Origin of the sequence: uncultured Haliea sp., from assembly GCF_963973825.1 — a bacterium.
Lineage (GTDB): Bacteria > Pseudomonadota > Gammaproteobacteria > Pseudomonadales > Halieaceae > Haliea.
Genome location: NZ_CAXBAE010000006.1, coordinates 133,761 through 145,785, shown reverse-complemented (window position 1 = coordinate 145,785; position 12,025 = coordinate 133,761). Strand labels below are relative to the sequence as shown.

Below are 12,025 nucleotides of genomic sequence, written 5' to 3'. Positions count from 1 at the left end.
GTGGTCGCGGCGGAACGGGGATGGCACCTCGCCTGGCTGCTGCTGGGCGGCCTATGCCTGATTCCGGCGACGCTGCCCCTGTCGTCGTTGCCCGTGTTGAATGACCTGTTGCCTGCACTCGCGCACCATGTCCTGCCGGAGAAGGCGCGTTATTCGCCCCTGGGTTACTGGCTGCTGTTGACGCTGGTCTGGCAGGCGCAGCGCCGGTGGCCAGTGGTTTCCGGGCCGTTCCTCTCGCTGGCATTGCGCCAGGACATGCTCTGGTACTTCACGACGATGGGGCTGCGCCTGCTGTTCCTCGGTGCCTGGGCGCATGCGGTGGTGGCGTTGTACACGCATTACCTGGGCTTCCTGACGCTCCCCGGTGTGGCCCACTGGCACCCCGCGGCCCAGTTCGTGCTCGGGGTGCTGTTGGCGGACTTCACCCGCTGGCTCAGCCACCTGATTCGCCACAAGGTACCGCTTTTCTGGGCGTTTCATTCGGTGCACCATTCCCAGCGCGATCTCAACCTGTTCACAGACGCCCGGGTGCACCCTGTGGACCGCATGGTGTCCTCGCTGATCACCAGCTTTGCGCTGCTGATTACCGGCAATGGTGTGCCGGCGGTGATTCTCTGGATGCTGATTGAGACCCTGTACCCGAAGTTCTACCACGCCAACATCCGGGTGGATCTGGGGCCGCTGCGCTACCTGCTGGTCACCCCGCAGTCTCACCGCGTACACCACGGCGTGGAGCACCGCTACCACGACTGCAATTTCGGTTTCCTGTTTTCAGTGTGGGACCGGCTTTTCGGCACCCAGCACCCCGAGCATCGCATCTGGCCGGCTACCGGCATTCCCGACACGGATTTTCCCGTGGAGCGCGAGGACGGCGTGATCGGCCTGCTGAAGACCCTAGGCCGCCAGCTCGTGTATCCATTTCTGTCGCTGCGCCGTCGGGCATGAAGATCGGCTTCCTGATCCAGCACTTTCCACCCCATCTCGGTGGGGCGGAATGCCAGGCACGCGATCTCGCCGAGGCGCTGGTGCGCGCCGGACACGGGGTTGAGGTTGCGACCACGCGCGGTGACCGGGCACAGCTCGCACGGGAGATGCGTGGCGGCGTTGCGATACGCCGCTGTATCAGCCCCGCGCCCCGCTGGCTGAAGCTGCCCTGGAATCTGGTGGCAGGTTTCCTGTTGGGCTGGCGCCTGGCCGGGAACTGTGAGCTTCTGCACGGACACTGCCTGTCGCCCTTCGTGCTCGGTGGCCTGCTCGCCGCACACTGTCGTGGGCGCCCTGTGGTGCTTAAGATCTGCTCCGTCGGGCCGATGGGAGACGTCGCGCGCCTGCGACACCCCGGGCTGTTGGGTGTGCCCTGGCGTATCGCTTCCTCTGCGGACGGGTTTCTGGTGCCCACCCGCGCGGTGGGAGATGAGTTGCAGGCAGCCGGGATCTCCCCCGCCATTATCCACCGGGTGCCGTCCCTGTTCCCGCAGGCGGTTTCGCCGCCCACCGAAATCCGGGCTGAAGACCGTCAGGATGTTCGCGAGGTGCTTTTCGTCGGCCGCCTGCATCCGCAGAAGGGTCTGCACACTCTGATGAAGGCCTGGTCGGCGTTGGGCGGGGCCGCGGGCTGGCGCTGGGTTATTGTCGGGGATGGGCCGATGCGCCAGGAAATAGGGGACTGGATCGTGCGCGAGGGCCTGCAGTCCTCGGTCGTGCTGGCCGGCTACCAGCCAGATCCCGCCCCCTGGTTCCAGCGGGCCGATGTCTTCGTGTTCCCCTCCCATTCGGAGTCTTTTGGCAACGTGCTGGTAGAGGCGCTTGCACACGGCTGTCACGTGCTGACAACAGAGGTTGGCGTCGTGCAGGATTGGCCGGATCACGCGCCCGTGGTGCGGCTGCCTGTGGAACAGCCAGCGGCCTGGGAGCGCGCGCTGCGAGACTGGGCCGAGATGTCGAGCGGGGAGCGGGAGCGCCGTTGCCGGCTGGCCAGGTCTTTCGCGGCGGAGCAGCACCACCCCGATGCCGTGCTGTCCTGCCTGCAGAACCTGTACGCCAGCATGCTGCCAGTTGGGGACGGGCGGCATGGGGCAGGGGGCAGCTGTTGAACGCCGGTCTGCGCCTGCAACGCCTCTGGTGGCAACTGCGCTACCTGCGGCCACGGCAGGTGGCGCAGAGGCTGCACTTGCGGCTGCGCCGTCCCGGCCGTTTGGCGCAGGTGGCAGCCCCCGCATGGCAAGCACCTGGGCAGCCCTGGATGGCGCCGGCGCCGCTCACTGCCCGTTGGGATGAAGACGGTGTTTTCCGGCTGCTGGGTGGCGAGTTGCGCTGGTCACCCGCATCCCTCTGGCGCGACCGGTCGCCCGGCAAGAAGCGCCTCATGGAGCTAAACACCTGCAACTGGTTATGGAGTGCCGGGTTGCCATCGGGGCGGCGCTTGCTGGCGGATTGGGTAGCGACCCAGAGCCGGCCGGACGGGCCAGGGTGGCACCCGTACATCACGTCCCAGCGCATCGTGAACTGGGTCAAATGGGGTCTTGCGGGGCATGAACTCGATAGCGCGCTGCGCGCGAGCCTGGCGCAGCAGGTGCGTTACCTGGAGCCGCGGCTGGCCTTTGACGAATGTGATCACAAACTCATCAACAATGCCAAGGCACTGCTGTTCGCGGGGCACAGCCTGGCTGACCCGCAGGCCTCGCAGTGGCGGGCGCGCGGTCTGCGTTTGCTCGCGCAGTATCTGCCCGAGCTGCTGCTCGACGATGGTGGCTACGCGGGGCGCAGCCCGATGTACCACAACGCCTTGCTGCTCGACCTGTTGGACATGATTAACCTGTTGCGCGCCTATGGTCAGCCGCTGCCTGACGGGTTGGAAGCGCGTTGCAACGCTGCGCTGCACTGGTCGCGTGCCCTGTGCCATGCGGACCATGAGCCAGCCCTGTTCAACGATGCGGCACTGGACGTGGTTCCGGGCGCGGATGCCCTCACGGCCTATGCCCGGCGACTCGGCCTGCAGGGTGCAGAGGATGACCAGGAGACCGCCAGCTGTTGGCTGCCGGCGTCCGGTGTGGGTCGTCTGCGGGCGGGCCCCGCGCTACTGCTTGCCGACCTCGGCCCCCTCGGGCCGGACCATGCGGCCAGTCACGGGCACGCGGGCACACTGGGTTTCGAGTTGTCGCTGGCGGGTCAGCGGGTATTGGTCGATACGGGACTGTCGACCTACGAGGACCTTCGCTATCGCGCCTACGAGCGCAGTACCGCCGCCCACAATACGGTGGTGGTGGACGGGAAGAACTCTTCCGATGTCTGGGGGCTGTTCAAGCTGGGACGGCGTGCACGGATCGTTGCTGCGGGCTATACGCCGAGTGACATGGGTGGTGTCCTGCATGCCTCGCACGACGGTTATTCGCGTGCCCGGTCGCGGCTGATTCATCACCGTGAATGGTCACTCTGTGCCGATCGCCTGACGATCGATGATGTGCTGGAGGGCGCGGGTGAGCACCGTGTGGATGCCTACTTTCACCTGCACCCCGACCTCACGGTTGAGCTGCGCGGACCCCATCTGGCCAGTATCGGTCTGCCGGATGGCCGGTGTCTTGAGCTGGCGGTGGATCCGCAGCTCACATTGGGTGTGGAGGATGGCTACCGCGCTACCCGCTTCGGCGAGCGCCAGCCGAGCAAAGTGCTGCGCGCACAGGCTGAGCTCACATTCCCTGTGCGTCTGCGGCATGTGCTCGCGGGATGGCGCTGCGGCTAACGACGCAGGGACCGACCCTCGCCCACTGTAGCGGGTCCGCCGCAGAGCTCGCTCAGGGTGGCTGCAATATCCAGGACGCTGCTGTCGGCGGGTAGCTGGCCTGGCATCGTGCGCGGATGAGCCAGGGGCTCGCGCAGGACAAGCATGGCGTGTTGATTGTGGGCGCCACTCCACTGCGGCGGGTGGGAAACCTCCAGCCGGGTCAGCCCCGACCCGGTTACGAAGCGCACGGGTGCGCGCTCGTTCCACTCCACCAACAGGTCCGGCATGGCACCCCTTTCGCCGCCTGGGTAGTGTTCGCAGGTTTTCAGGACACGGGTGACCAGAGGCTCGTCTGTCTCGGCGTTGCGCAGTCCGGCGAGCTGTCTGGCCAGGTGGTCCAGGTACGCCGGGTACGCCTGTGCGCTGACCTGGCCATTCGTCTCCCGGCCTTCAAGGTTGATGCGCAGCCCGCCGATATTGTCGTTGGAACGCACCGGAAAGCAGCGCCGGTTGCTGAAATCTGCGCCCTGCAGTTTCTGGTCAGCCCAGTGTCCGGCGCTGATCAGCTGCTTTCTCCAACCGGCGGGCAGTGTTCTCCACAGTTGGGTCAGGGTTCGACGCAGTGTGCCGGCTCCCCGCGAGGGCGCGGGCTCCAGGGCGTCCAGCAGTTCACCCATCAGCGCCGGGTGCACGTGGCTGGGCCCCATCCCGGGCCCGGCGAAGACCAGCAGCGCGCTATCGGCAGGCAGCTGCGCGATGATATCCCCCGCGGCACGGTCCAGTGCAGCATAGACCGAGAGTAGTGGGTCGCCCTGGGCACCGCCAGCATGGCCCGGATAGTCGGGATCATGGCAGTGCCAGAGCTGATGCCCCGCGCAGTGTCCGGCGCCAAGGCCCGCGACCAGCAGATCCCAGTCGCAGCACCGCATCCGGTTTAGTACCAGGTCGCGGCTCCCGGCGATGCTGTCCAGCAGCTTGTTGGCCACCACCCCGCCGTCATGCGCGGTGCTGTGGGTAAAGCGTTGCGCGATACAGGGGCAGGCGTCGGGCTGTAACCCCGCTGCGGCGAGCTCGTCCGGCAGGCTCTCGGGATACAGCGCCTTTTCCTCCCGGTAGTTGAAATGGCTGCGCCATCCAGAGACATAGCAGGCTTCCGATCCGCAGGGGGGCGGCGCCTTGGGTGCATCGAGCACGACCACCCTGCGCCCCTGTGCGGCCAGCGCTGCCCAGAAAGGCGGTGCGTTGCTGTCGGTCTGGTGGCTTTTCAGGGTGCTGTAATCATCATCGCCAAGCTGCTGGTGGTAGAAGCGCCCGTGTGCCTGTGGGGGCAGGCCGGTATACAGCGATGGCAGCAGGGCGTTGGCACCGATACCGGGCAGCAGGTTGATATCGCCCTGCACACCGCTTTCGCACAGGGCTGCCAGATGTGGCAGCTGTCCGCTTTGCATCCCGCTGCGCAACAGGTCCGGCTCCATGGCTTCCAGGATCAGCAGGCAGGCCCTGGCAGCGCTCATGGTGTACTCCGCTCGTTGGCGAGAATTGTCCGGGCAAGCTGGTGCCAGTCCTCCGTTCCGGCAGCGTCGCGCGCGGCCTGTTCCATGGGCTGGCGGGGGGTGCCGTCAAAGAATTTCGCGATGGCAGCCGCCAGCGCCGCCGGGTCTTCTGCGGGTACGACATAGCCCGTGACCCCATCGACGACGGCGTCTGGCAGTGCGCCGCAGCGCGTGACGACCACCGGGCGACCGTGGCTGTGGGCCATCCTGACCACACCCGAGCCGGTGGCAGAGCGATACGGCAGGGCCACGAGGTCGGCGCAGGCGAAGTAGATGGCGATGTCCTCTTCGGCAATGTAGCGGTTTTCCAGGCGGACCTGTTCGCACAGGTCCAACTCGGTAATCAGTGTATCCCACACACCTGCATCGCCCCAGATCTCTCCGGCGACCACCAGCTGGCAGGGCAATGTGGGCCGGAGCAAGGCGAGTGCGTGGAGCAGGGTGTCCAGCCCCTTGTAGTGCCGAACAAAGCCGAAAAACAGCAGCGTGGGGGCGTCTGCGAGGCCGAGTTGCGCCCTGGCGTCGGCGCGGTCTGGCGCCTCGCGGTCTCCCAGGGGGTAGGCAGGGTGGGGCTGGTAGTGTACCGCCCTGGCGCCCAGCAGTGCCTGCAGCGTGCGCTGCTCGCTGCGTGCATGGACGATCCAGGCATCGCCGCGGCGCAACACAGCCCGGGCCAGCAGCCGGGCGAAGCGCTGCTCCTCGTGCCCCACCGTGTTGTGCACCAGAAAGACGATGCGCGCAGCGGGGCAGCGCCGGCGCAGGAGCAGCAGCAATGACCAGACCATGGGTGTCCAGAACACATGCCACCAGGGAATGACGATGCAGTGCGGCCTGGCTCTGGCGATAACCCTGGCGCCTGTCCACCAGGACAAGGGGGACAGCGGTGCCAGAAGGCGCTGCGCATCCTGCTCGTACAGTGTCAGGTTATCGGGCGCGCGATCGTCACCGCCCGGATACAGCCAGCGCGGGTACTGGTGCCGCAGGCTGATAAACAGCGTCGGGCCGAGATCCCGCAGGGCGCGGTACAGGTAGGTGGTATGGCTCGCAATACCCCCCTTGAATGGCCATCCCGGGCCAATCAGGACAACGTTGTCAGTGCTGTTCATGGGTGGTCTGCGCTTGCCGGTCGCCGAGCTCGAGGCGGCGCACTTTCTCCAGGGTAAGCTCCTGGATCTGGCGGTTCTGGGAAATCAGGTCAGACAGCAGCCCCGCGACAAACAGCACGAAACCCATGGTCAGCAAGACGCCGCCCAGCAGCAGTGACTGGATATGGCCGGCCCCGTCGCCGCCTGCATAGCGAATCAGGAAGCGCAGCACGGGCAGTGAGCCCAGCACTGAAAGCGCGATCCCGGCTGAAAAAAACAGGCGCATGGGCCGGTACATGGCATACATGCGCAGCATGGTGATGAGCTGGCGGCTGACGAAATGTGGCGTGCTGCGAAACAGTCTCGAGGGCCTGCGGGCAGGATTCACCGCAATGGGCACGCTGACGACACGCAGTTGCTTGTGTGCGGCCTGAATGATCATTTCCACGGTATAGCTGAACGTGGAGAGTATGTTCATGCGCAGGGCGGCCTCTCGCGACAGGGCCCGGAAACCCGATACGGCATCGGGTATCTCGATCCCCGACAGGGCGACCACCGCGCGGCTTCCGAGCCGTTGCAGGCCGCGCTTCAGGCGGCTGAACTCAGGGTTCTGGCCGGGTCTGCGGTCGCCGATAACAATATCGGCCTCACCGGATAGCAGTGGCGCAACCAGGCGGGCGATATCGGCGCCGCGGTATTGGCCGTCGGCATCCAGGTTGACGATGATGTCAGCACCAAGTTGCAGCGCATAATCCAGCCCTGTGCGAAAGGCCCGGCCCAGGCCCTGGTTGTGGGTGTGGCGTGTGATGTACCTGACCCCGTGCCGGCGCGCGACGGCGGATGTGTCATCGGTGCTGCCGTCATCGATGACCAGCACGTCGATCGAGGTGACGCCGTCAATGCGCTCGGGCAGGTCTTTCAGGGTCTCGGGCAGGGTTATGCCCTCGTTGAAACAGGGAATCTGTATGACAAGCCGGGTCATGCGCGGTCTCCTGTGCAGCGATAGGGGTCTAACTGGCCTGCACGCCATTGTTTGGGCATCAGGCCGGTGTCCAACGCCAATGCAGCAGTGCCGCCAGCACCAGCAGCCCCAGTCCGACCAGGGTCAGGCTGGCAGCGGACGCGGTGGAGGCGCCAACGTGATGGACTGCGATAATCACGGCCAGCAGCGCGGGCGCCCCAACGAGGGTGCTCCAGGGCAGTCGTATGCCCACTGTCCCCAGTTGTTTCAGCATGGCCAGCACGCAGGCCCCATAGGCCAGCCCGAGACCGCTGAACAGCGCGGGCAGCGATACGGCGCCCTGTGCGACCAGTATCATCACCGTCAGTGCGAGCGTTGTGCTGCCCAGCAGCAGTGCGATGAGGTATTGCCGGTACAGCCCGCGACCGATCATCAGCAGGCGCAGGGTCTGAATCAACCCCAGCAGTATCAGTATCCAGCTGAACTGCGCCAGCAAGTCGCCGGCTGGCTGGAATGATGCGCCGAGCAGGCCGCTTACCAGTCCGGGCAGCACCTGTGTGCCCAGCAGGTAGCAAGCACCGCCGAGGTAGAAGGCGAGCTGCCACACGTTAACCGCGAAGCGCTGTTGGCGCCGGGTGATATCCTCGCCGGGTCGGGTGAGGAAGGGCAGCGTGGCGTTGGTCACCATGCGCAGTGCCTGGCCGAGCATCAGCATCACCTGGATCACCAGCGCGGCTTCACCGAGCGAGCGCCCGTCGCCGAGAAAGTGCCGCACCGCAATGAGCAGACCAGGGCCCATCCACGCGAGCAGGGCGGAGGCGACTGCGAGCAGCGCGCCGCCGGCCAGGAACTCCCGCACGAAGGCGGGCTGCCAGGCGAGGCGCAGGCCGCCGAGCTGTCTGCGGTAGGCCCAGGCGCTGGCGGCCAGGCCCAGCCACCAGCACAGGGTCTGCGCCACCGCGATGGTCAGCAGGCTGTGGCCGCCCCAGGCCAGTCCCAGCGCCAGTAGCACCTCCAGAAGGGATATGGGCATGCTGCTGTAGAGCGTCAGTTCGCTGCGTTCGTGACTGGTGAACAGCGCGTGGAGCCAGGCGATCAGGCTGCGCAGCAGCACGCCCTGGGCGTAGATGATGATCAGCCAGCGCAGGCCCGGATCGGATTCCAGCAAGGCCGCGCAGAGCATCACCAGCAGCGTGCCAGCGGTACCCAGTAGGAGGCGCAGGGTGAGTCCTGTGCCGGCCAGCCCCTCGCGTCGCTGCTCGCCAACGCCCTGCCAGCGGGTGAGCAGCCACTCGTGCATGCCCCAACCCGCCACCGAGAGCGCCATCAGGTACCAGATTTGTGCGTAGTGGTAGTGACCGTAGACCTCAACCCCGACGAGGCGCGCAAACACGATGATGTAGAGGGCGCGCAGCAGGAGGTACCAGGCCTGGGTCAGGCCCTGGAATGAGGTGTTTTGCAGGGCCTGGCGTGCGTGCCGGGAAAGTGGCGGTAGGCGGGGCACGGCCTGGCGGCTTTCGTCGCGCTCAGTCGAGCACGCGCATCAGGTTGGAGAGCCGCGGATCGGGCTGCCTGGCCCGTTTCAGCAGCAGGACCACATTGCCGATGCTCTGCACCAGTGTGGCGCCCGTCTGTGTGCACAGCGCCTCTGTGACGGCACGGCGCGTGTCGCGGTCGCCGACGGCGATTTTCACCTTGATCAGTTCGTGGTCACCCAGCGCCCGCAGTGCTTCCTGCAGCACAGTGTCGCTGAGGCCATTCCCGGCCACCGTCACTACCGGTTTCAGCTTGTGGCCGATGGCGCGCAACTGTTTGTGATCCAGGCTTGCTTTCTTGCTCATGGGGTTTCCGCGCTACAATGCCGGTTGCAGAGGGCGCTCAGTCTACACAAGCACTGGCCTTGCGCCTAGGTTGATCAGCAGAGTTGAGTGGCAAGAGCTCAGTGGAACAGGGCCGCGCTGGCGCGGCAGGAAGCAGCATGGCCAAGAAAAAATCTTCAAGCAAAGCGTGGCTCAAGGAGCATCGCGACGACCCCTACGTGCAGCAGGCGCAGCGCGAAGGCTATCGCTCCCGGGCCTGCTACAAGCTGCTGGAGATCCAGGAACGGGACCGCCTGATCAAGCCCGGCATGACGGTGCTCGACCTCGGCAGCGCGCCCGGGGGCTGGTCACAGGTGGCGGCGCAGCTGGTGGGGCACAAGGGGCGGGTTCTGGCCTCAGACATCCTGCCGATGGACAGCCTGGCGGGCGTTGACTTCATTGAGGGCGACTTCACGCTGGACAGCGTGTTTGAACAGATTCTGGGCGCCCTCGGCGACACACCGGCGGATGTGGTGATCTCCGATATGGCGCCGAACATGAGCGGAGTGAACGCGGTCGACCAGCCGCGGTCTATGTATCTGGTGGAGCTGGCGCTGGATATGGCGCAGCAGGTGCTCGCTCCGGGCGGGTCCTTTGTGGCCAAGGTGTTCCAGGGCGAGGGTTTCGATGAGCTCTACCGCGACATTCGCGGGGTCTTTGGCAAGGTGGTGACCCGGAAGCCGAAGGCGTCGCGCCCCCGGTCCCGGGAGGTGTATCTTGTGGCTACCCAGTTTCGCGGCGGCGAGGGTTGAAACATGGAGCCCCGGCCCCATGTCATGTACATTGGGCCATTGTCCACGTTGGTATTGAGCCCTTTTCAGGGCGCTGGCGTATAACCGGCTATAATCAGGGAGAAACTGGCTGTCTCGTCCACTCAGCACGGGTGGTTCATTCATGAGGAAACAGCGTTGAACGATATGGCGAAAAACTTACTTTTATGGCTGGTGATTGCCGCAGTACTGCTGTCGGTGTTCAACAACTTCAATATGCAGAGCCCGACGCAGCAGGTGGGTTACTCCGAATTTATCCAGGAGATCCAGAGCGAGCGCATCAAGAAAGTGGTTGTCGATGGTCTCACCATCAATGGCGAGCGCTTCGATGGCAGCCGCTTTGAAACCATCCGCCCGATGGTGGAAGATCCCAAGCTGATCGATGATCTGCTCCAGCATAACGTCGAGGTGATCGGCCGCAAGCCCGAGCAGCAGAGTGTATGGACACAGCTGCTGGTGGCCAGCTTCCCCATCCTCATCATTATCGCCGTGTTCATGTTCTTCATGCGCCAGATGCAGGGCGGTGCCGGCGGGCGCGGCGGGCCGATGAGCTTTGGCAAGAGCAAGGCGCGGCTGTTGGGCGAGGACCAGATCACCACGACCTTCGCCGATGTGGCCGGTGTGGACGAAGCCAAGGAAGACGTCAAGGAACTGGTGGAATTCCTGCGTGACCCCAGCCGCTTCCAGAAACTGGGCGGCCGCATCCCCCGTGGCGTGCTTATGGTAGGGCAGCCCGGTACCGGCAAGACGTTGCTGGCCAAGGCGATTGCGGGGGAGGCCAAGGTCCCGTTCTTCTCCATCTCCGGCTCGGATTTCGTGGAGATGTTCGTGGGTGTGGGCGCGTCCCGTGTGCGGGACATGTTCGACCAGGCGAAGAAACAGGCGCCGTGCATTATTTTCATCGACGAGATTGATGCGGTCGGTCGCCATCGCGGCGCCGGACTGGGTGGCGGGCACGATGAGCGCGAGCAGACCCTGAACCAGCTGCTGGTCGAGATGGACGGATTTGAGGTCAATGACGGCGTCATTGTGATCGCCGCCACCAACCGCCCGGACGTACTGGATCCGGCGTTGCTGCGCCCTGGCCGCTTTGACCGCCAGGTCGTGGTCGGGCTGCCCGACATCCGCGGTCGCGAGCAGATTCTGAAAGTACACATGCGCAAGGTGCCGCTGTCTGAGGACGTAGTTGCCTCGCGCATTGCCCGCGGCACACCCGGGTTCTCCGGCGCCGACCTGGCCAACCTGGTGAACGAAGCGGCCCTGTTCGCGGCGCGCGCCGGCGTACGCACGGTAGGCATGACCCAGTTTGAGCTGGCCAAGGACAAGATCATGATGGGCGCCGAGCGCAAGTCGATGGTCATGTCGGAGAAGGAGAAGCGCAACACGGCCTACCACGAGGCGGGTCACGCGATTGTGGGGCGCCTGGTGCCAGAGCACGACCCGGTCTACAAAGTGAGCATCATTCCCCGCGGCAGGGCATTGGGGGTCACCATGTTCCTGCCCGAGGAAGACCGCTACAGCCACAGCCGGCGGCACATTATCGGCCAGATCTGCAGCCTGTTTGGCGGGCGCATTGCGGAAGAAATGACGCTGGGCAAGGACGGCGTGACCACCGGTGCATCCAACGACATCCAGCGTGCGACAACAATTGCGCGCAACATGGTGACCAAGTGGGGCCTGTCCGAGAAGCTGGGGCCGTTGATGTACGATGAAGCGGAGGAAGAAGTATTCCTCGGGCGCTCAGCGGGCCACCAGTCAAAGTCACTGTCCGCCGAGACGGCGAAGCTCATCGACCAGGAGGTGCGCAGTATCATCGACGAGTGCTACGGCACGGCACAGCGTATCCTCGACGAGAATGTCGACAAGCTGCATGCCATGGCCGACGCCCTGATGCTGTACGAAACCATCGACGCGGACCAGATCGACGACATCATGTCGGGCCGGCCGCCGCGGGAACCCGCAGACTGGGGTGGCTCAGACGGCGGCGCCCCTGCCGGCTCGCGCTCCTCGAAGACCGCTGAAGATGCTGACGAGGCCGCCAGTCCCATTGGTGGCCCGGCCGGTGAACACTGACCT

The 12,025-nt window shown here is 65.3% G+C and carries 10 protein-coding genes; 5 read left to right on the top strand and 5 right to left on the bottom strand.

The window, feature by feature from the left end; genetic code table 11:
* The 3 genes from AACZ17_RS09375 to AACZ17_RS09365 are packed head-to-tail and all read left to right on the top strand — an operon-like array spanning position 1 to position 3,739.
* Positions 1-945 carry a sterol desaturase family protein gene (locus AACZ17_RS09375; RefSeq protein ID WP_290737854.1) on the top strand — a complete coding sequence of 315 codons (945 nt, stop codon included), beginning with the start codon at positions 1-3 and terminating at the stop codon, positions 943-945.
* Complete coding sequence (locus AACZ17_RS09370) at positions 942-2,093, top strand: glycosyltransferase family 4 protein (RefSeq protein ID WP_290737851.1); 1,152 nt, start codon at positions 942-944, stop codon at positions 2,091-2,093. Before AACZ17_RS09375 ends, AACZ17_RS09370 begins: the two co-directional genes overlap by 4 nt.
* Positions 2,090-3,739, top strand: a complete 1,650-nt coding sequence (locus AACZ17_RS09365; RefSeq protein WP_290737848.1) for a heparinase II/III-family protein — start codon at positions 2,090-2,092, stop codon at positions 3,737-3,739. Before AACZ17_RS09370 ends, AACZ17_RS09365 begins: the two co-directional genes overlap by 4 nt.
* Here AACZ17_RS09365 and AACZ17_RS09360 read toward each other — a convergent pair.
* The 5 genes from AACZ17_RS09360 to AACZ17_RS09340 are packed head-to-tail and all read right to left on the bottom strand — an operon-like array spanning position 3,736 to position 9,161.
* Entirely contained in the window at positions 3,736-5,235 is a 1,500-nt protein-coding gene (locus AACZ17_RS09360; RefSeq protein ID WP_290737845.1) for an alkaline phosphatase family protein, read from the bottom strand. The two genes, AACZ17_RS09365 and AACZ17_RS09360, sit on opposite strands and share 4 nt — an antisense overlap.
* Positions 5,232-6,380 (bottom strand): glycosyltransferase, encoded by a 1,149-nt coding sequence (locus AACZ17_RS09355; RefSeq protein ID WP_290737842.1) that lies wholly within the window; start codon positions 6,378-6,380, stop codon positions 5,232-5,234. The genes AACZ17_RS09360 and AACZ17_RS09355 overlap by 4 nt, the downstream gene beginning before the upstream one ends.
* Positions 6,367-7,341 carry a glycosyltransferase family 2 protein gene (locus AACZ17_RS09350; RefSeq protein WP_290737839.1) on the bottom strand — a complete coding sequence of 325 codons (975 nt, stop codon included), beginning with the start codon at positions 7,339-7,341 and terminating at the stop codon, positions 6,367-6,369. The genes AACZ17_RS09355 and AACZ17_RS09350 overlap by 14 nt, the downstream gene beginning before the upstream one ends.
* Before the next feature lie 58 nt (positions 7,342-7,399).
* Positions 7,400-8,824 (bottom strand): oligosaccharide flippase family protein, encoded by a 1,425-nt coding sequence (locus tag AACZ17_RS09345; RefSeq protein WP_290737837.1) that lies wholly within the window; start codon positions 8,822-8,824, stop codon positions 7,400-7,402.
* Between the two features lie 22 nt (positions 8,825-8,846).
* Complete coding sequence (locus AACZ17_RS09340; RefSeq protein ID WP_290737834.1) at positions 8,847-9,161, bottom strand: YhbY family RNA-binding protein; 315 nt, start codon at positions 9,159-9,161, stop codon at positions 8,847-8,849.
* A 137-nt stretch (positions 9,162-9,298) separates the two neighbouring features.
* Here AACZ17_RS09340 and rlmE point away from each other — a divergent pair, with 137 nt between their 5' ends.
* Positions 9,299-9,931 carry a 23S rRNA (uridine(2552)-2'-O)-methyltransferase RlmE gene (gene rlmE / locus AACZ17_RS09335; protein WP_290737831.1) on the top strand — a complete coding sequence of 211 codons (633 nt, stop codon included), beginning with the start codon at positions 9,299-9,301 and terminating at the stop codon, positions 9,929-9,931.
* Positions 9,932-10,096: 165 nt separating this feature from the next.
* Positions 10,097-12,022, top strand: a complete 1,926-nt coding sequence (ftsH, locus tag AACZ17_RS09330) for an ATP-dependent zinc metalloprotease FtsH (RefSeq protein WP_290737828.1) — start codon at positions 10,097-10,099, stop codon at positions 12,020-12,022.
* The last annotated feature ends 3 nt before the right edge of the window (positions 12,023-12,025 follow it).